The sequence below is a fragment of the Bacteroides togonis genome, assembly GCF_900130135.1.
GTDB classification, from domain to species: domain Bacteria; phylum Bacteroidota; class Bacteroidia; order Bacteroidales; family Bacteroidaceae; genus Bacteroides; species Bacteroides pullorum.
This window is the reverse complement of record NZ_LT670820.1, coordinates 2,883,273-2,904,344: the sequence shown is the minus strand read 5'-3', so window position 1 is coordinate 2,904,344 and position 21,072 is coordinate 2,883,273. Positions and strand designations below refer to the sequence as shown.

Annotated in this window: 15 protein-coding genes; 9 read left to right on the top strand and 6 right to left on the bottom strand. The window is 54.3% G+C overall.

The genetic code is table 11. From position 1 onward, the window contains the following. The first annotated feature begins 49 nt into the window (after window positions 1–49). On the top strand, window positions 50–1,543 hold the full coding sequence (locus BQ8005_RS12325; protein WP_075318265.1) for a butyryl-CoA:acetate CoA transferase: 1,494 nt from the start codon (window positions 50–52) through the stop codon (window positions 1,541–1,543). Between the two features lie 171 nt (window positions 1,544–1,714). Here BQ8005_RS12325 and BQ8005_RS12320 read toward each other — a convergent pair whose 3' ends face one another. The 3 genes from BQ8005_RS12320 to BQ8005_RS12310 all read right to left on the bottom strand — a co-directional run bounded on the left by BQ8005_RS12320 (window position 1,715) and on the right by BQ8005_RS12310 (window position 7,501). After that, on the bottom strand, window positions 1,715–3,076 hold the full coding sequence (locus BQ8005_RS12320; protein ID WP_075318264.1) for a TolC family protein: 1,362 nt from the start codon (window positions 3,074–3,076) through the stop codon (window positions 1,715–1,717). A gap of 31 nt (window positions 3,077–3,107) precedes the next feature. Further along, window positions 3,108–6,299, bottom strand: a complete 3,192-nt coding sequence (locus BQ8005_RS12315) for an efflux RND transporter permease subunit (RefSeq protein ID WP_075318263.1) — start codon at window positions 6,297–6,299, stop codon at window positions 3,108–3,110. A gap of 92 nt (window positions 6,300–6,391) precedes the next feature. After that, on the bottom strand, window positions 6,392–7,501 hold the full coding sequence (locus BQ8005_RS12310) for an efflux RND transporter periplasmic adaptor subunit (protein WP_075318262.1): 1,110 nt from the start codon (window positions 7,499–7,501) through the stop codon (window positions 6,392–6,394). 289 nt (window positions 7,502–7,790) lie between these two features. Here BQ8005_RS12310 and BQ8005_RS12305 point away from each other — a divergent pair, with 289 nt between their 5' ends. The 8 genes from BQ8005_RS12305 (at window position 7,791) to trpA (ending at window position 15,768) form a co-directional block, all read left to right on the top strand. Further along, entirely contained in the window at window positions 7,791–8,753 is a 963-nt protein-coding gene (locus BQ8005_RS12305) for a helix-turn-helix domain-containing protein (protein WP_075318261.1), read from the top strand. 335 nt (window positions 8,754–9,088) lie between these two features. After that, the gene (gene trpB, locus BQ8005_RS12300; protein ID WP_075318260.1) at window positions 9,089–10,279 is read left to right on the top strand and encodes a tryptophan synthase subunit beta; all 1,191 of its coding nucleotides are present in this window, start codon (window positions 9,089–9,091) and stop codon (window positions 10,277–10,279) included. Then, on the top strand, window positions 10,276–11,673 hold the full coding sequence (locus BQ8005_RS12295; protein ID WP_075318259.1) for an anthranilate synthase component I family protein: 1,398 nt from the start codon (window positions 10,276–10,278) through the stop codon (window positions 11,671–11,673). Before trpB ends, BQ8005_RS12295 begins: the two co-directional genes overlap by 4 nt. A 17-nt stretch (window positions 11,674–11,690) precedes the next feature. Further along, the gene (trpC, locus tag BQ8005_RS12290; RefSeq protein WP_075318258.1) at window positions 11,691–12,527 is read left to right on the top strand and encodes an indole-3-glycerol phosphate synthase TrpC; all 837 of its coding nucleotides are present in this window, start codon (window positions 11,691–11,693) and stop codon (window positions 12,525–12,527) included. Then, window positions 12,524–13,141: a phosphoribosylanthranilate isomerase gene (locus tag BQ8005_RS12285; RefSeq protein WP_075318257.1), complete on the top strand. Its 618-nt coding sequence runs from the start codon at window positions 12,524–12,526 to the stop codon at window positions 13,139–13,141. The genes trpC and BQ8005_RS12285 overlap by 4 nt, the downstream gene beginning before the upstream one ends. A gap of 27 nt (window positions 13,142–13,168) precedes the next feature. Then, the gene (locus tag BQ8005_RS12280; RefSeq protein WP_075318256.1) at window positions 13,169–13,753 is read left to right on the top strand and encodes an anthranilate synthase component II; all 585 of its coding nucleotides are present in this window, start codon (window positions 13,169–13,171) and stop codon (window positions 13,751–13,753) included. 228 nt (window positions 13,754–13,981) lie between these two features. Then, window positions 13,982–14,977 (top strand): anthranilate phosphoribosyltransferase, encoded by a 996-nt coding sequence (gene trpD, locus BQ8005_RS12275; RefSeq protein ID WP_075318255.1) that lies wholly within the window; start codon window positions 13,982–13,984, stop codon window positions 14,975–14,977. Window positions 14,978–14,988: 11 nt separating this feature from the next. After that, complete coding sequence (trpA, locus tag BQ8005_RS12270) at window positions 14,989–15,768, top strand: tryptophan synthase subunit alpha (protein WP_075318254.1); 780 nt, start codon at window positions 14,989–14,991, stop codon at window positions 15,766–15,768. A gap of 3 nt (window positions 15,769–15,771) precedes the next feature. Here trpA and dacB read toward each other — a convergent pair whose 3' ends face one another. The 3 genes from dacB to BQ8005_RS12255 form a co-directional block, all read right to left on the bottom strand. Next, window positions 15,772–17,244, bottom strand: a complete 1,473-nt coding sequence (gene dacB / locus BQ8005_RS12265; protein WP_075318253.1) for a D-alanyl-D-alanine carboxypeptidase/D-alanyl-D-alanine endopeptidase — start codon at window positions 17,242–17,244, stop codon at window positions 15,772–15,774. A 104-nt stretch (window positions 17,245–17,348) separates the two neighbouring features. Continuing rightward, entirely contained in the window at window positions 17,349–18,698 is a 1,350-nt protein-coding gene (lpdA, locus tag BQ8005_RS12260) for a dihydrolipoyl dehydrogenase (RefSeq protein WP_075318252.1), read from the bottom strand. 28 nt (window positions 18,699–18,726) lie between these two features. Beyond that, on the bottom strand, window positions 18,727–20,625 hold the full coding sequence (locus tag BQ8005_RS12255; protein ID WP_075318251.1) for a TlpA family protein disulfide reductase: 1,899 nt from the start codon (window positions 20,623–20,625) through the stop codon (window positions 18,727–18,729). Window positions 20,626–21,072 lie beyond the last annotated feature (447 nt).

Here is a 21,072-nt window from a genome sequence, read left to right as displayed (position 1 = left end):
CGAAAAACTTAAAAAACAATATATTAAAGTAAAGTAACGATATAAAATTATGGCATTCAACTACATTTCGGCAGCCGAAGCTGCCAGCCTCATCAAACATGGCTATAACATCGGCCTGAGCGGATTCACACCCGCAGGAACAGCCAAGGCCGTAACGGCCGAACTGGCCAAAATCGCAGAAGCAGAACATGCCAAGGGAAATCCTTTCCAAGTAGGTATCTTTACAGGTGCATCGACAGGTGACTCATGCGACGGTGTATTGTCACGCGCCAAAGCCATCCGCTACCGTGCTCCCTATACAACCAACGCAGACTTCCGCAAGGCTGTAAACAACGGCGAAATAGCCTACAACGACATTCACCTCTCTCAGATGGCTCAGGAACTACGCTACGGCTTTATGGGCAAAGTAGACATCGCCATCATCGAAGCTTGCGAAGTAACTCCCGACGGTAAAATCTACCTGACCGCAGCCGGAGGTATCGCACCTACCGTCTGTCGCATGGCCGATAAAATCATTATCGAACTGAATGCCGCCCACAGCAAGGCTGCCATGGGCCTGCACGACGTATACGAACCACTAGATCCGCCCTACCGCCGCGAGATACCTATCTACAAGCCCAGCGACCGCATCGGAACTCCATACATACAGGTAGACCCCAAGAAGATTGTAGGTGTGGTAGAAACTAATTGGCCCGACGAAGCCCGTTCGTTTGCCGCAGCTGATCCGTTGACTGACAAAATCGGACAAAATGTAGCTGACTTCCTGGTAGCTGACATGAAGCGAGGCATCATTCCCTCCACCTTCCTGCCTCTGCAAAGCGGTGTAGGAAACATCGCCAATGCCGTGCTTAGCGCTTTGGGACACGACAAGACGATCCCGCCTTTCGAAATGTACACCGAAGTTATCCAAAATTCTGTTATCGGCCTCATCCGCGAAGGACGCATCAAGTTCGGAAGCGCTTGTTCGCTCACCGTCACCAACGACTGCCTGCAGGGTATTTACGATGATATGGACTTCTTCCGCGACAAACTGGTACTTCGTCCGTCCGAAATATCCAACAGCCCCGAAGTGGTACGTCGACTGGGTATCATCTCCATCAATACCGCTATTGAAGTAGACCTTTACGGCAACGTCAACTCCACACACATCGGAGGTACCAAGATGATGAACGGCATCGGCGGTAGTGGCGATTTCACACGCAATGCTTACATCTCGATCTTCACCTGCCCCTCTGTGGCCAAGGAAGGCAAGATCAGTGCCATTGTACCGATGGTTTCACACCACGACCATACGGAACACGATGTTAACATCATCGTAACCGAACAGGGTGTAGCCGACCTACGTGGCAAGAGCCCGAAAGAACGTGCACAAACCATCATCGAGAACTGTGTACATCCTGACTACAAGAACCTGTTGTGGGATTACCTGAAGCTGACTGACGGTAAATCACAAACTCCGCACGCCATCCGTGCTGCCTTAGGTATGCACGCCGAATTGGCCAAGAGTGGTGATATGAGAAATACCGACTGGGCACAATATTAACAGACGCTTATCAATAACCTGTTAATAAGCGAATAAACGACAAGGGATAAAGAAGTGGATGCTACGAAATCCATCTTCTTTATCCCTTGTTTATATGAAAAAAGCCACCCTGGAAATCACTTCCCGGAATGGCTCATCTTCTTATAAAAGAATATAAAGAGAGATTAGTATCTATTCCTGTCCTCCACCCAATGCACAATAAAGCGTAATCACACTCTGTATTTCACTGAAGCGGTTGGCTGTCTGGGTAAGTTGGGCACTCAGTAGATTCTGTTTGGCAGTAAGCACTTCCAAATAAGTCGTGGTACCATGCTCCATGAGTAAAGAAGTACTCTCTACAGCTTTCTGCAACGAAACTACCTGCTTATCCAACAACAGGCTTTTATCTCGACTGGTCTGCCAGGCCGTCAATGCGTCGTTCACTTCGCTGCCAGCGTTCAGCAAAGTCTGCTGGAAAGAAAGAGCGGCTTCTTCCTGTTGTGCCTTGCTGATCTTAAGCTGCCCCAACAACTGTCCGCGTGCAAAGAGCGGCTGAGTGAGCGAACCTACGGCCGAAGCAAGGAACTTAGCAGGATTGATAATCATGGATCCAGCCGAATTTGTCCATCCTGCACTGCCACTCAACGTAATAGAGGGGTAGAAAGCCGAGCGTGCCGCATTGGTTGCATAGAAGGCCGCCTCCAACGACCGTTCGGCCATGCGCACATCAGGCCGATTGGCAAGCATCTGCATAGGGATGCCTACAGATAACTCATCAGGCATCTGAACACCAGTCAGTGTACCACGTTTGTAAGAACGAGGTGTCTCGGCCAGCAGCAATGCAAAACTGTTTTCTGCCTGGTTGATTTGCTCTTTCAGGTCGAGCACAGATGCCTGTACCTCGTAACAGGCGGCTTCCATCTGCGATACGGCAGCCTCGTTGGCCTGTCCTGCATTCATCAGGGCACGGGTAGAGCGAACGGTTTCTTCCCACGACCGGGCCATATCCTGCGCACAGGCAAGCTGGTCGTCGAGCATCAGCAAAGTATAATAGGTATTGGCTATACCGGCAATAAGCTGTGTACGTACAGCCTGCTTATAATCCTTGCTTTGGGCATAAAGAGCCTGTGCCTGCCGTTTGCTGTTGCGCATCTTACCGAAAATATCCAGTTCCCAACTGGCAGTAACGGGCAGCGAATAGGTCTGTGTGGCTTTTCCGCCATCGAAGCTACTTACTGTCCCCTGAGGAGCCAATGCAAACGAGGGCAGAAATGCAAGCTTGGAGGAAAGCAAGGTAGCTTCGGCCTCCTCTATACGAAGCTGTGCAGACAGATAATCGGTATTGTTCTGCAAACCTTGTTCGATATAGGCCTGCAGCTGCGGATCGGTAAAAAGCTCGTGCCAGTCCATGCTTCCGATACTGGTAGTGTCTTCAGTGCTGAACTCTTCCCCATAAAGGTTGTCGGGCACGCTTTCGGCCGGCTTATATTTGGTATATATGCCGCAACTGCTCAGCAGAGCAGCGGCGGTTGACAATAAAATAAGTTTCTTCATATTAGTTGATGGATTAATTTTTTAAGAATGACTATTTCTCCTCATTAAACCCACTACGTTCTGCCAGGCTCCTTTCGCGCTCCAACAACACTTGAGCATCGGCTTCCAGTTCCTGGTGCGGACGGATCTTCTCCTGCATATATTCGAAGATAATATAGAATACCGGCACAACGAACAACAATGCAAGGGTTCCGATCAGCATACCACCCACGACAGTAGTACCCAATGACGAGTTACCGTTGGCACCCGCACCACTGGAGAACATCAGCGGAAGCATACCGAATATCATGGTAAGCACCGTCATCAGGATCGGACGGAAACGTACCTGTGCAGCTGCATAGGCCGACTCAATAATACCCATGCCCTTGCGCCGCCGCTCGATGGCAAATTCTGTAATCAAAATGGCTGTCTTGGCTAACAAACCAATAAGCATAATCATACCTGTCTGCATATAAATGTTGTTTTCCAGTCCGAAGAGCTTGGCAAACAAGAACGATCCGAACATACCGAACGGTACAGAGAGGATAACGGCAAACGGTACCAGGAAGCTCTCGTAAAGACAGGCCAGAATCAGGTAAATCAGGAAGACACAAATACTGTAGATAAACACTGTCTGGAACTGGCTGGTATTAGCCTCCTCACGCGAAATGCCACCGTACTCGTAACTGTAGCCCGAAGGCAACATCTGTTCGGCCACTTCGGCAATCGCTTTCTGTACCTCACCGGTAGAATACCCTTCGGCCACATTCACGTTGACAGAGATAGAACTGAACAGGTTGAAACGGTTCTTGATTTCGGCACCTTCGGTCTTGCTCAACGTAACGAACTGGCTGAGAGGAGCCATCTCCGTACCGTTGCGCACAAACATATTACTCAGATCCATCTGGTCCAAACGATATTTTGGATCGGCCTGAAGCATCACGCGGTACATCTTGCCAAACTTATTGTAGTTGGACACATACGAACCACCGCAATAGCTACCCAATACGCTCAGCACTTCGTTGGGTGAAATGCCGGCACGCATACACTTGGCAGCGTCTACATCTACCGAAATCTGCGGGAAGTTCTCGGCATAGGTCGTATAAGCCATTGCCACCTCCGGACGTTGGTTCAGCGCACCGAGATATTGCAGCACAGCATGATAGAACGTGGTCATGTCGCCACCCGTCTTGTCCTGCATGTTCAATTCTACCGAGTTACCCATACCGTAGCCCGGAATCATAGGCGTCTGGAAGCAGAATATCTGTGCATCTTTTATTTGGGCAAACTGAGCATTGAGGCGACCCATCACGGCTTCTGCCGAATGTTCACTGCCACTACGTTCACTCCAGTCTTTCAGACGGATGATAATCATACCATACGACGTACCCTGTCCAGAAAGGAAACCGTAACCGGCTACACGCTGGAAGTGGGCTACTTCGGGAGTATTGGTCAGAATGGCATCTACTTTATCCAGCACCTGGGTGGTCTCCTTCAGTGTGCTACCCGGAGCAGTGCTGACATTGGCCATGATGGTACCCTGGTCTTCCTGCGGTACAAGTCCTGTTTTGGTGGTGTTCATAAAGAATACCAGCAGCACAACAGCAGCTACCAAAGTTGCCCAACACATCCAACGATGATGGATAGCAAACATCACACCTTTCTTATATTTACCCAACAAAGCGGTATAAGAAGCATTGTAAGCGGCACGAACACGACCATTAATACTCTTGGCACTCTTGGTACCTGAAGCCGGACGCATCAGCAAGGCACACAATGCCGGACACAGTGTCAGGGCACATATCATGGAGAGACCTACGGAAGTAGCCATAGTAATACCGAACTGTGTGTAGAAAACACCGGACGTACCACCCATGAAAGTCACAGGGATAAACACGGCCATGAACACACAAGTACAGGAAATGATGGCCATCGTCACATCGCCCATCGCATCTTTGGTAGCAAGGTAAGGCGACTTATAGCCAGAGTCGAACTTCTCCTGTACCGCCTCAACCACCACGATAGCATCATCTACCACCGTACCGATGGCCAGCACCAACGCAAACATGGTCAGAATGTTCAGACTGAAGCCTGCGGCAATCAGGCAGGCAAACGTACCTACCAATGAAACGATGATAGATATAGAAGGAATAAGCGTACTCTTGAAATCCTGCAGGAAGAAGTATACCACCAGGATAACCAGAATAATGGCAATAACCAAGGTCTCTACAATACTGTAAATCGAAGCATACAGGAAGTCATTAGAACTCATCAGATTGACAAACTCCAATCCTTCGGGCAGATCTTTCGACAACTCATCGAGCAAAGCCGAAATTTCGGCATTCACGGCAGTAGCGTTCGATCCTGCTGTCTGGAAGGCCATGAAGGCAATGGCTGTCTTACCATCCATCTCGCCCTGGTAACTATAGCTCAATGCACCCAGCTCTACTTCGGCCACATCCTTCAGACGAAGAACAGAACCGTCTTCCTGTGCACGTACGACAATGTTCTCAAAGTCAGATACTTCTTTCAGACGGCCACGATACTTCATGGTGAGCTGGTACACATTATCCGAATTCTCGCCCAATGAGCCCGTAGGTGCTTCCAGGTTCTGCATAGCCAGCACTGCACTGATGTCCGAAGGTACCAAACCGTACTGCGCCATGCGGTCGGGTTTCATCCAGATACGAATACTGTAAGGAGCGTTCATCGCCATCACGTCGCCCACACCGGCAATACGCTTGATCTGGGGCACAACATTGATGTCAAGGTAGTTTCCGATAAATGCCTGGTCGTAACGCCCGTTGGTGCAGACCAGTGAATTGATTTGCAGAAAGCTAGTCTGACGTTTCTGTGTAGTCACACCGATTTGCGTTACCTCGGCAGGCAACAATCCCTGTGCCTGCGTCACACGGTTCTGTACGTTTACTGCCGCCATATCGGGGTCGGTACCTTGCTTGAAGTAGACCTGTATGGTAGCCGAACCGTTATTGGTAGCCGTCGAAGTCATATAAATCATGTTTTCCACACCATTGATACTCTCCTCCAACGGCATAATAACGCCGTTCATCACGGCATCTGCATCGGCACCCGTATAAGTAGCTGATACATATACTGTAGGTGGTGCAATATCAGGATATTGTTCCACAGGCAACGTGAACAGCGAAATCAGGCCGATAGCAAAAATAAGGACGGAGATGGAGATGGCCATCACCGGCCGTTTAATGAATATGTTTCCTTTCATAATGTTTGTTGTTTATGGGAGTCAAGAAGTCCGGAAGTGTTTCCTTTCAACTCCTTCAGCTCCTGCAGGTTTTGCCAAAAGCAAAACTTAGGTTATTTTATCTGCATTCCCTCTCTCAACAATCCAGCTCCTTTCGCCACGATTTCCTCACCCGGCTTCAGGCCGTCCATTACTACAAATTCGCGACCGTTGTTTATCGGTGCTACTGAAACCAGTGTAGAAGCAGCCTTTCCGTCCACTACCTTATACACCAGATATTTGTCCTGCATCTGTACGGCTGCTCCCTGCGGGATGACAATACAATCCTTGTAGACACTGGGGATAGATACACTGCCGGAGGCTCCACTGTGCAGCAGACGTGATTCGTTAGGGAAAACGGCACGTGCAATGACCGTACCCGTCTGGCGGTCGATGACACCGCTGATGGATTCGATCTTTCCCTTCTCGGCATATACGGAGTTATCGTTTAGGGTCAGCGTTACTTCGGGCATGTTCTTCAGTGCCTCGTCCATCGAACCGTACTGACGGGTAAGGGAGAGTAACTGATTTTCGGTCATGGAGAAATAAACGTACATCGTGCTATTATCGCTCACCGTAGTAAGAGGTTGTGCCATGGCCGAGCTGACCAATGCACCTACACGATAAGGCAAAGCGCCCACAACACCGTCGCTGGGACTCTTTACTTCGGTATATGAAAGGTTATTACGAGCATTCACTTCCTGTGCCTCAGCCTGTGCCAGTTGTGCCTTGGCTGTGAGGAAATTGTTTTCAGCTGTCTTCAGACTGAATTCCGATACAACCTTCTGTGTATACAATTCCCTCTGACTATCATAATTCAGCTGAGCAGTGGCCAAAGACGCACGGGCTGTTTCCACATTAGCTTCAGCTGTTTTCAAAGCTGCCTTATAGGGTACTTGATCGATAATAAAGAGTAACTGCCCTCGACGTACCACTTCACCTTCGGTTACACAAAGACGCACAATAGTACCCGATACCTGCGGATAGATGTCAATGTCCTGCCTTCCGCGAATGGTAGCGGAATAAGAAGTAGAAAGTTCCTTGTCGGTGATACCCACCGTCATAGTCTCGTAAGAAGAAGATTGCATAGCGGCATTCGGTGCCTGTTTGCACGATGCCAATCCAAAAACTGTACAACCGATAAGTGTCATCAGTCGCATCTGTCTGATCTTAAACTTTTTCATGTCCAACTAATTGATTTAAAATTGGCACAAAGATAGAAGAATAGAACAAGCCATATGTTATCTAAATTCCCGTATAGATGTTCCATATTCCCCACCTCATACTTAAAAAATATTACATAAAGAATAATAGAACAGCCTTTATGAGAAATAGAACAACTTAGTTTTACCAATATTCCCCAACTTTGCAACGGGAGAAAAGAACAGCCTTCCAGATTATCGACCCGTAAATTAGAGTATATATTGTGAATCACAGCATCAGATGAAATTATGCAATTCTAATAAATATAATATGTATACGAACGAAAAAACAATCATCACAGTTGATATCGATGATTTCAAGAAGTACAAAGAAGAAACAAAGGGAGAATATGTAGATTATGTAGATGATAATGTCATAGTAGCACGTAACATGGAGAAACTCCCTTACTCCAACCGGATGATAAGGCTGAATCTTTTCATCATCGTTGCTTGTATTGAAGGAAAAATGCAACTGAACATCAACAAAAAGGGCTATCAGTTACAGGCTGGAGAAGCATTCGTCTGCCTGCCAACCATGATTATAAGCAACATGCTCCTTAGTCCACAGCACAAGGTCAGCCTGATAGGTTTTTCCACCAAATTTCTGCAACAGACGGTAAAACGGGAAAAAGCAGCAAGAAAAGCCTTGTATTATCTCTATAAGAATCCTGTTTTTGCCAAATCACCGGAGGAAAAAACAAAAGAAAGCCAGAATTTCAATCTGTATTATCAACTGATTATGGACAAAATCAGTGATCCCTCACACCGTTACCGCCAGGAAATTCTGGGATATCTCTTCTCTGCCTTGTTCCATGAAATGCTGGCAGGCATCCAGAAACACTCCGATGAAACCGAAGAGACAGGAATAGAAGCCAAACGAAGCAAGCATATCTTCAAACTGTTCATGGAAGAACTGACTGCTGACGGAGGAATACACCGCTCTGTAAGCTACTATGCCGACCGACTGTGCTATTCAGCCAAATACATCTCGGCGGCCATTAAGGAAGTCAGTGGCCATACTCCGACTGAATGGATCAATGAATATGCCATCGAACAAATAAAATATCAGTTGAAACATTCTGAGAAGTCTATCAAGGAAATAGCAGAGATGTTCAACTTCCCCAACCAGTCATTTTTTGGCAAATATGTAAAGGCTCATATAGGCATGTCTCCAGCCCGATATCGTGTTCATTCGGACAGCGAAGAGCAAGACAGCCCACAAACCGAATCTTAAAAATGTTTCCACTACATAACTTTTTTCAAGAGAAAGCTTGTATTTCCAATTAAAATGCATACATTTGCCTCCGTTAAGTATTAAAACGTAAACAAAGAATGACAATCAACCTGCATAAATATTGGTGGTGGCAACCGTTACAACTCATACAAAGTCGTAAAGGGGGCAACACTCATATATGCAGTCATTGATACACCGCTTCCATCCTTCGAAAGGATCAGGACAAGCCGGAAAGGACAAGCAAAAAGAAAAGAGCTTCGCCGCAACTTGCGACGGAGCTCTTTTTCTTTTTATCCCAACCCCAGTAACTATCACTTAAAATATACATTGCAACAATGAACTATTCAATTGATTCAAACGGTTATTACGGTGAATTCGGCGGGGCCTACATCCCCGAAATCCTGCACCGCTGTGTCAGCCAACTGCAGGAAGCCTGCTGTACCATCCTGCCTAGTGATGATTTCAAACGCGAATTCGAAGACCTGCTGCAGCACTATGTAGGTCGCCCATCGCCGCTCTACCATGCCCGCCGCCTGTCCGAGAAATACGGCTGCAAGGTCTATCTGAAGCGGGAAGACCTGAACCACACCGGCGCTCACAAGATCAACAACGCCGTGGGCCAAATGCTGCTGGCCCGCCGCATGGGCAAGCGACGCATCATTGCCGAGACTGGCGCCGGACAGCACGGCGTGGCAGCCGCTACTGTCTGTGCCCTAGCTGGTATGGAATGCCTCGTGTTTATGGGAAAAACCGACATTGAGCGCCAGCACGTCAACGTGGAGAAGATGAAGATGCTGGGCGCACAGGTAGTGCCCGTCACCTCGGGCAATGCCACCCTGAAGGACGCCACCAACGAGGCCATCCGCTACTGGTGTTGCCACCCCGATGATACGTACTACCTAATAGGCTCTACCGTAGGCCCGCATCCTTACCCGCAACTAGTGGCCCACCTGCAGTCGGTCATCGGCGAGGAGATTGCCCACCAACTGGCCGAAATCGAAGACCGCGAACACCCCGACCACCTGGTGGCTTGCGTGGGTGGAGGCAGCAATGCCGCCGGTACCCTGCTGCGCTTTCTGAACGACCCACGGGTACACATCGTACTGGCCGAAGCAGGCGGACTGGGTGTAGATTCTGGCAAAACGGCAGCCACCCTAGCACTGGGACGTGTGGGCATCCTGCACGGTACACGCACCTACGTCATTCAGGACGAGGACGGCCAAGTGACTGAACCCTACTCCATCTCCGCCGGACTGGACTATCCGGGCATTGGCCCCCTGCATGCCCACCTGGCCGCCACGAAGCGGGCCGACGTCCTGGCCGTCAACGACGACGAGGCCCTGCGTGCAGCCTATGAGCTGACCCGGCTGGAAGGCATTATCCCCGCACTGGAGAGCGCCCACGCACTAGCCGTGCTGCCCCGCCTCCAGACCAAGCCCGACGATGTAGTCGTCATCACCGTATCAGGGCGTGGCGACAAAGACATGGACACTTATCTGAAACATCAAAACGAATACAACTTATGATTTACCGTTACACTACCCGAACACGTACCCTGCCCGGCGACATCCACACCCCGGTCAGCACGTACCTGAAACTGCGCGATCTCTTCCCGCAAAGTGCCCTCATGGAGAGCTCTGATTACCATGGAGGCGAGAACGGCCGCTCCTTCATCGGCCTCTGCCCTATCGCCTCTATCAGCATCGGGCACGGCATCGTCGTAACCCGAATGCCCGACGGCTCGCGGCAGGAAAGCACACTGGAAGCCGAAGGGAACATGGCGTCAGCCCTAAACCACTTCCTGTCCCGCTTCCAGGTTACAGGCGAAGGAAGCCGTTACTGTGGTCTTTACGGCTACACCTCGTTCAACGCCGTGCGCTACCTCGAAGGCATTGCCGTGAAGGACAGCCGCCAAGCACTGAATGACGCTCCCGACGCCCTCTATATCCTCTACCGATACCTCATCGTCTTCAACGACTTCAACCACGAACTGATACTCGTCGAAATGCTAGGCGAAGGTGAGACCAGCGGCTTGGACCAAGTACAGACCGCCGTAATGAACCGCAACTTTCCTACGTATGGTTTCCACCCAACGGGAGAAGTGACCTCCACACTGACCGACGACGAACACCGCGCCAACATCCGCCGGGCCATTGCCCACTGCCTGCGGGGCGACGTATTCCAGATGGTCCTGTCGCGCCGCTTCGAACAACGGTTCGAAGGCGACGACTTCAACCTCTACCGTGCCTTGCGCAGCGTCAATCCTTCGCCCTACCTCTTCTACTTCGACTTCGGAGGCTTCCGCATCTTCGGTTCCTCGCCCGAAACGCACTGCCGCATCGCCGACGAACGGGCCTACATCGACCCCATAGCAGGTACCACCCGACGCACAGGCAACCGCGAGGAAGACGAGGCTGCCACCCGACGTCTGCTGGACGACCCCAAGGAGAACGCCGAACACGTGATGCTCGTCGATCTGGCACGCAATGACCTGGCACGCAACTGTACCGACGTACGTGTGGACTTCTTCCGCGAACCGCAGCTGTACAGCCACGTCATCCACCTTGTCAGTCGCGTCAGCGGCAACCTGCGACCGGAAGCCAATGCCGTGAAGACCTTCCTCGACACTTTTCCCGCCGGCACACTGAGCGGTGCACCCAAGGTACGGGCCATGCAGCTCATCAGCGAGCTGGAGCCGCACAACCGTGGTGCCTACGGCGGATGCATCGGCTTCATCGGACTGGACGGTTCGCTCAACCAGGCCATCACCATCCGCACCTTCGTGAGCCGCAACAGCGTGCTGTGGTTTCAGGCAGGCGGTGGCATCGTAGCCAAGAGCAATGTGGAGAACGAATTGCAGGAAGTGAACAACAAGCTGGCGGCCCTGCGCCGCGCCATCGAACTGGCACAAAACTTTTAACCCAAGAAGACATGACAATGGAAAGAGACATTCTGAAAGAAATCATCGCACACAAACGCGAAGAGGTGGAGACGCAGAAACGCCACCTCACTGCCGACCAGCTGGCAACAGCAGCCGACAGAAAGGAACAACGCACTACCCATAGCCTGAAACAGGCCCTGGCAGCCTCGCCCACGGGCATCATCGCCGAGTTCAAACGCCGTTCGCCGTCGAAGGGCTGGATCAACCGCGAGGCACGGCCCGACGAGGTAATCCTCCAATACGAAGCCGCAGGAGCCGCCGCCCTTTCCATCCTGACGGACGAGGCCTTCTTTGCCGGCAGGCTGGGTGACCTCACTACTGCACGGCCGCTCACCACCCTACCCATCCTGCGCAAGGACTTCGTCATCGACCCTTACCAGTTGTTGCAGGCACGTGCGGCAGGGGCTGACGCCGTGCTGCTCATCGCCGCCTGCCTCGACCGAAGCCAATGCGGTGAACTTTCGCAGCAGGCCCACGAACTGGGGCTGGAGGTCCTGCTCGAGCTACACGCGCCCGACGAACTGGACTACCTGAACTGCCGCCCCGACCTCGTGGGAGTAAACAACCGCAGCCTGGGTACCTTCCACACCGATGCCTCGCATGCCGTCGACCTGGCTGAAGCCTTGGCACAAGCCACGGCAAGCACGGACCCTCACCCGCTGATGGTGGCCGAAAGCGGTATCCACAATGCCGAGACGGCCTGCCTCCTGCGCCGCCACGGCTACCGCGGACTGCTCATCGGCGAACGCTTCATGCGGAGCGAATGCCCGGGCGACGAACTGCACGCGTTCATCCAACAGATGTCTCACCTTCAAACCTCCTCCGCCTTATGAACCTGCTTGTCAAAGTATGCGGTATGACCGACGGCGAGAACATCCGCCGGGTCGAGGAACTGGGCGTGGACTTCATCGGCTTCGTGTTCTACCCCCGTTCGCCCCGCTTCGTCTATCAGATGCCGGACTACCTGCCCCGTCGGGCCCGGCGCATCGGAGTATTTGTCAACGAGACCAAGGAAACCGTGCTGACGTATGCCGACCGCTTCGAGCTGGACTATGTGCAGCTGCACGGGAAGGAGTCGCCTCTGTACTGCCAATCATTGCGCAAAAGCCACGGGCTGAAGGTCATCAAGGCCTTCCACCTGGCCACCCCGCGCGACGTGGCCGCCACAGAAGCCTACCACGGCACCTGCGACTACTTCCTCTTCGAGAGCAAGACGCCCCAGCTGGGCGGCACGGGACGGCAGTTCGACTGGAGCCTGCTCCACCGCTACGCCGGCCGCACACCGTTCTTCCTGAGCGGAGGCCTCAACGCAGGCAGCGCAAATGCCATCCGTCAGTTCCATCATCCACAACTGGCAGGCATCGACCTCAACAGCCGCTTCGAGACGACTCCCGGCCTGAAAGACGTGGAACGGCTGCACGGCTTCCTGCAAGAGTTAACCCAATAACTGAATGACTTAAAGACTTACATCCACATGAACCACATTGCTATTATAGACAACTACGACTCGTTCACCTACAACCTGGTGCAACTGGTCGAACAGGCAGGCGCACGGGTCACCGTGCTGCGCAACGACCGCTTCGCCCTGCCCGACCTCGCAGCCTACGACAAGCTGCTGCTCTCGCCCGGTCCCGGCATCCCGCAGGAAGCCGGACTGCTGATGCCCGTCATCCGTACCTATGCCGCGACCAAACCCATCCTGGGCGTCTGTCTGGGCGAACAGGCCATCGGCGAGGCTTTCGGCGCACGGCTGTGCAACCTCTCCGACGTGTTCCATGGCGTGCAGACCGAAATCAGCCTCGACGGTCCCGGCGTGGCCGACGACTACCTCTTCGACGGCCTGCCCCGCCGCCTGCCCGTGGGCCGCTACCACTCGTGGGTCGTCAGCCGCGAGGGCCTGCCTGACACGCTGGCCGTCACCGCCGTGAGCGACGAGGGTCTCATCATGGGCCTGCGCCACCGCATGCTGGACGTGCACGGCATCCAGTTCCACCCCGAGTCGGTGCTCACGCCCCTAGGCGAACGCATCATCCGCAACTGGACAGAGCATGCGTCATGAACCGGGAACCTGTAAAGAAATCTTACGAAGCCCGGTACATGCCATCCTTCGCCCCGTTCGCCCCAAAACCTCCCTCGAACCCCGCTCAGGACACCTTCTGAAGGGGGATACAGGACCCCACGAGTGGGGTACACTGATATCCCACGGGTGGGGTACAACAGCAGGTCACGAGTGCCCTGCGACGCGCCCCATTCGTACATATTATTTACCATAAACCATCAACTGAACATGAAACAGATACTTTCCCGACTCTTCAACCACGAGCACCTGAGCGAGGCCGAGGCCCGCCAGCTGCTGCTCGACATCACGGCCGGCCACTACCCCGACGCACAGGTGGCTGCCCTGCTGACGGCCTTCTGCATGCGCGACATCACCGTGGACGAGCTGACCGGCTTCCGCGAGGCGCTGATGCAGACACGCGTACCCATCGACTTCGCCCCCTACCGCCCCATCGACATCGTGGGCACCGGGGGCGACGGCAAGAACACGTTCAACATCTCCACCTGCGCCTGCTTCGTCGTGGCGGGGGCGGGCTACAAGGTGGCCAAGCACGGCAACTATGGCGCCACGTCGGTGAGCGGCGCGAGCGACGTCATCGAGGAGCACGGCATCCGCTTCACCGCCGACCCCGACACCCTGCGACGCAGCATGGACGAATGCAACCTGGCCTACCTGCATGCACAGCTCTTCAACCCCGCCATGAAATCGGTGGCCGCCGTACGCAAGTCGCTGGGCGTGCGCACCCTGTTCAACCTGCTGGGCCCGCTCGTCAACCCCTGCCGCCCGGCCTACCAGCTGCTGGGTGTCAGCCAGTTGTCACTGATGCGCCTCTACACCTATGTATTCTGCAAGGCGGGCATCGAGTTTGCCGTGGTCAACAGCCTCGACAACTACGACGAAATCTCCCTGACCGACGAGTTCAAGGTAATGACCCGCCGCGACGAGCGCATCTACCGCCCGCAGGAGTTGGGCTTCGACCCGGCACGCCCCACCGACCTGCAAGGGGGCCGGAACCGCGAGGACGCGAGCCGCATCTTCGACGACGTGCTCACCAACCGTGCCACCCCAGCCCAGAAGCACTGCGTACTGGTGAACGCCGCCTTCGCCATCCAGCTCATGGAGCCGGACAAGGAGATAGGCGAGTGCATCGACATCGCCCGCCGTTCGCTGGAAAGCGGGCAAGCGCTCAAGACACTGAAGAAATTCATTGAAATAAACCGATAGACAAGAAAACCATGAACCGTATAGACCAACTTTTCCAGACCAAGAGCAGCCGCATTCTCTCCATCTACTTCTGTGCCGGCTGCCCCACCCCCGACGGCACCGCCGCCACCATCCAGGCCCTGCAGGACGCGGGCGTGGACATGATCGAGATAGGCATCCCCTTCAGTGACCCCCTGGCCGACGGCCCCGTCATCCAGCAGGCTGCCACTACCGCCCTGCGGGGCGGCATGAGCCTGCGCCGCCTCTTCGACCAGCTGGCCGACATCCGCCGCACGGTACACATCCCCCTGCTGCTGATGGGCTACCTCAACCCCATCCTCCAGTTCGGCTTCGAAGCCTTCTGCCAGCACTGCCGGACGTGCGGCATCGACGGCCTCATCATCCCCGACCTGCCCCTGCGCGAATACCGCGAGCACTACCAGGCCACGGCCGAACGCTACGGCCTACACGTGGTGATACTCGTCACGCCCGAGACGAGCGACGAACGGGTGCGCGAGATAGACCGGCACACGGGAGGCTTCATCTACATGGTGTCGTCGGCCGCCGTGACGGGAGCCCAGCGTTCGTTCGACGAGCAGAAGCAGGCCTACTTCCGCCGCATTGACAGCCTGGGGCTGAAGCATCCGCGGCTGGTGGGCTTCGGCATCTCCAACAAGGCTACGTTCGAGGCGGCCTGCGGGGCCTCGTCGGGCGCCATCATCGGCAGCCGGTTCGTCACCCTGCTCAGCGAGGCCGAGGGCGATGCGGCTCTGGCCATCGCCCGGCTGAAGGAAGCGTTGACAAAGGATTAGTTATTATTTCTTGATAGAAGCCTTCACCACCTCCAGGCACACGGCATCCTGAAAAGCCCGTGCCTGGCGGCCCGAAAGCACGTTCTGCGTCATGATGGCGAAGGCCACCCAATGCCCCTCCGTGGTCTTCAGGTAGCCGGCCAAGGCATTGATGCCCGTATAGGAGCCGGTCTTGGCATGCACCTGCCGGAAAGCGGGCGTGCCGTAGCCCATGCGGTACTTCAGCGTGCCGTCCACCCCACTCACGGGTAGGGCCTTGTAGAGCGGTGAGAAGATGTCACTGCGCGAGTAGGCATAGCGAAGCATGGCCACCAGCAGTTCGGGCGAGAGGTAGTCGTAGTGCGACAGGCCGCACCCGTCGGCCAGGCTGTAGTGCTTCGGGTTCAGCCCGACGCGCCTGATGAGGGCCCGCATGGCGTCCAGCCCGTCCCGGGCCGACACCCGCTTCTTGCCGCCCGAGGCCAGCACGCCCGCCCGACAGAGCATGGCTTCGGCGTTCAGGTTGTCACTCTCCTTGAGCATCTCGTCGAGCACGGCCTGAAAGGGTGTCTCGTGCACAGTCAGCCTCGTCCTCTCCACGCTATCGATCGGCAGCTCGCCGAAGCAGTAGGCCGCCTCGATGCCCGTACGGGTGCTGTCAGTCACGGCGGTACAGTGGATACCTGCCTCCAGCAGCCGCTCCACAAAGACGTGCATGAACATGCGGCCGGAGTCGAACAGGCTGAACGAGCGCCCCTCCGCCGCCCGCACGTTGCCTTGCAGGGTGATATGGTTGCCGTTCTCCATCCAGTTGCGCGCCACGCGCAGCGGCCCTGCGGCCGGCGAATAGCTGTGCGTACGGTTCTCTATCGTATAATAAGAGGAAGAGGGGTTGCCTGTGACCAACGCAGCCAGCCCCCGCTCGGCGGGACGGATGGACAGCTGGAGTACACCCTTGTTCAGCATCAGCGGCGAGAGGTAGGGCTGATAGGCGGCAGGAGCGTCGTCCCACAGCCAGCCCGAGCCCCAGTAGAGCGAGTCCTTCATCGACACGTCGCCCACGATGCGGCCGTCCACCACGCGGATGCCCCGTCGCGTCAGGCCACTGATGAGCTCCTCCAGGTCGTCCGTGTCGAACTCGGGGTCGAAGCCGCCCACCACGTAAAGGTCGCCCTTCAGTGTATCACCCACCACGCGGCCTGTAGTCCACAGCTCCGTGCGGAACGACTCCATCGCCCCCGGCTGCGACAAAGCTGTAATGGCCGTCATCACCTTCATGGTCGAAGCAGGCCGCGACAGCTTGTCGGCCTGATATTCGTAGAGTATACGTCCGGCCGTCAGGTCGTAGATACAGATACCCGCGTTGCCGCCCAGCGGCAGGTCGTGCTTTACAATTGTGTCGATGCGTGCGTGCAACAGACTGTCGGCCTGTGCGCAGACAAAAGAAAGCGGTCCCAGGAGGACCGCCCATACCAGTAATCTCCAAAACATATTCATCAGTTTAGGAATTGAATATTATATCTTGGGCACGGATAACACAGAGTTACACCAAGTTTTGAATCTTCCTCTGTGCAACTCTGTGTCCTCTGTAGTGCCCCCAATTACAACGCTTCACGAAAAATCTCACCCACCGTGGGATGCGGGAAGACTACCCTCTTCCATTCCTCGGCCTTAAGCTTCAGCTCGACGGCCATGCCGGCCAAGGTGATGATTTCGCTGGCGGGATTGCCCAGCACGTGTGCCCCCAAGATGGTGTCGTCCTCGGCCAGGATGAGCTTGCAGAGGCCGTTCACGCCTTCGTTCTCGGCTACGAAGCGGCCGCTATAGGCCATGGGCAACTTGACCACACGACAGGCGATGCCTTTTCGTTGCAACGACTCTTCCGTCTCGCCCACGCCTGCAATCTCGGGATTGGTATATACCACACCGGGGATGGCACGGTAGCTCATCGCGTCTTCCTTGCCCGCAATGTGGTTCACAGCCACTTCGGCCTCGCGTACGGCGGTATGAGCCAGGAGCGAGAAGCCCGTCAGGTCGCCGCAGACATATACGCCGGGCAAGGACGTCTGCATGTGTTCGTCCACCACGATGCTACCGCGTTCGGTCTTCTGCAGGTCGAGGTTTTCCAGCCCGAAGCCCTTCGTCACGGGGCGGCGGCCTACGCTCATCAGCAGCCGTTCGGCCACGACGGAGCCTACGCCTTCGGCGTTCTCATAACCCACCTGTACCTGTCCGCCTTCGGCCACGGCCAGCGAAACAACCTTCGTACTGAGCATGAACTTCACGCCGCGCTTGGCATAGTCGGCCCGCAGGAGGGCGGCGAGTTCCTTGTCCATGCCGCCCAGTATCTCGTCCACCATCTCGATGACCGTCACCTGCACGCCCAGGCTGTTGAAGAACGAAGCGAACTCCATGCCGATGACTCCACCGCCGATGATGGCCAGCGACTGGGGTAGTTCCTTGTTGTCAAGCGCGTCGCGATGCGTCCAGTAGGGCACGGTGTCCACACCTGCGATAGGCGGGATGAACGTTTCCGAACCCGTACAGAGCAGCAGGTTGTCGCACTCATAGACCTCTTCGCCACAGCGCACGTGGTTCTTGTCCACCACTTCGGCCGTGCCTGTCACGATCTTTACATTATGGGCCGTCAGCTTGGCCTTGACGCCCAGTACCAGCTTACGCACCACCTTCTGCTTGCGGGCGATGATTTTGGGCAGATCGAAGCCCACGTTCTCGGCCAACACGGCATACTTCGACGCATGGCGCGCGCCGTCGTAGGTCTTGGCCGAATACAACAACGTCTTGGTGGGGATGCAGCCCTCGTTCAGGCAGACGCCCCCCAGGCTGTTTTTCTCGAAGAGTACAACGCTCAGTCCTGCCCGTCCGGCAGCTTCGGCGGCAGTATAGCCCGCAGGGCCTCCGCCGATAATGGCAACTTGATATCTTTCCATGGTGTTATTCTTTAATTTATATAGAGGATTACTCAATCATTCCCTTCAACGTATCCTTCATCTTCCCGTGGTCGCGGAAGTCGTTGCGGAGGCCGTACTTGCCCTGCTTGTCCACCAGCACATACGAGGGGATGCCGTCTATCTTGAACTTGTCGCAGAGGTAGGCCCACTGCTTGTCGGTGAGGCGGTAGTGCTTGCCCTTGATGTCGGGTATCATCTCCTTGTACTTGACGAGCGGGGAGGTCTGGTTGGCGATGTAGATCCAAACCAGGTTGTCACTCTTCAGCTCACCGTCCTTCAACGGCTCGTTGGCCTTGATAGCCATGCGGCAGGGCGCACACCAGGTATTCCAGAAGTCTACGAGGACGACCTTGCCCTTGTGGGGGGCGATGATGGCATCGAAAAGCTTCTCCACAGGCACGTCGGGCGTCTGCTCAATAACGGCTTTCCCTTCGACGGCCTTGAGCAGAGCCAGTGTATTTTCTTGTATCTTCAGTAGGGATTCGCGCCAGAAGGGGTTCTGCACACCGTCCAATATCTTCAGGTCGGCTTCGGTGAGGGCAGCGTTCGAGGCTTTTTCTACCAGAGGCAACGCCAGCTTCAGTGCGGAAGCGAAGGTACCTTCCAGGCCCGCTTCCTTGGGCCATGCGATTCGGGGATTAGCTACAGCCGATGCATACTCCATCGCATGCTGCCCCATCAGCAACTTGGGGTCGGCAATGGAGAAGAGCTTGCACAGCTCCGCGCGGTTCTCAGCCGTCAGCGGGTCGATTTTGAGGCCCAGAGGTTTGGAGCGGTCCCACTGGTTATGTACGCTTCTGTAATTGTGTTCACGGAAGAAATCGCCTTGTGCCATGGCCTCGACCGCCTCCTGCTTCAGATTGATCAAGGCCAGTTCCTTGCCTGCGGGCGGCAGCTTGCTTTGGGCGATGCTGTCCGAGAGGGCCTGATAACGGCCGATGACATGCTTTGTGTATTCGGCAGCCGTCATCTTGTAGTCGGCAAACTCGCCTGTATATAAGTTCATACCATAATACTTATCCGAATACAAAGACGGAGCCGACAGGCCGGCGTATGTGCCCGAGAAGTAACAGAAAGGAATGGTCTCGAATGCCGGCAACTGTTTCTTTTCAGCCCGACGCTTCAGAATATACTGCCCGCTACGCCGCATATCCACGTAGAGGTCTATCTCCTCGCCCGGCGCTAGCCATATTTGTCCATTTACCATACCCACGCTGACCAAAGCCTGTGCAGGTCCGTATTGCCAGAACTTGAATTCGGCCCTACCCGTTGCAGAGTCGATGGCGGCTGTATAGGGCTGCTGGCCGTTCATCAGCGTATTGAGGTAAATATTGGCTTCCTTGGCCAGCTCCTTCCGATAGCCTGAAAGGTGCATGTGTACCACCGTCTCGCCTATCTTGAATTGAGGCTCGGGCACAGCATCGGGGGCGGTTTCCGAAGCACGGATGACGTCGGCAGGGATGTCAGAAGGGCGGTCGAAAGCCTTCTTGCCCGTCAGGTCGATACCGAACAGCTTGAAGCAATCCTCGCAATCGCCCTCGATAAAATCGAACGAGTGCGTGCCGCGCGGCAACGGCTCGAAAGTCAACTGGAAAGAAGCCTCTCCCGATTTAGGCATCCAGAAGAGCGAATCGGCATCGATGCCTTCCGTGCCGGTCAAGGCGTAACGCTTGCCGTCGGCCAGCAGGTAGGATTCGGAACTGATCCTGATCCAATAGCCCGGATGGAAATAGGCATCCGTATGGAGCACGGTAGCCGTGTCGCTCAATTCGACTTTGGAAATGTCGAGCGTCATGGTGTTGGCCGACTCAATCAGGGGATTCTCCACGCATTTGTTCCGCTGCGTGCACGAGGCGGCCAGCCACAGGGCTGCGGCTGCCGTCAGAAAAGCAATCTTGTTGTGCATAATGGTTTCGATTTAATATTGCTACAAATATAATAAAGATTTGCTTGCCTCTGCCTCGAAAGCAAATAAAAATCGACTGACTTCGTCCACCGTCTATTGACAGATTGACACTTTGATTTTCAAACCGTTTGAGAATCGCTTCGTTCGGTCCAAAGGTAAGGCTGATGGCAACGAACGAAGCGCAAAACTGTTTATTTGCTCATACTTAATTCGATAGCGAAATGTTTACAAAAAAACTAGAAGAAAAACAAAGAAAAATGCCTGTTTTCGAAGACGAAAAAGGAGAATAAAAGACTAAAAGTATCTGTTTCTCATCGTAAAGTAGTACTTTATGAACGAAAACAGGCACTTTTCTGAGGGAAAACAAGCACATTTATAAGGAAAAATAAGGCCGAAAACAAAGAAAAACATCCCCAAAAACGGGGAAAAATAGGCTTTAAAAGTCCT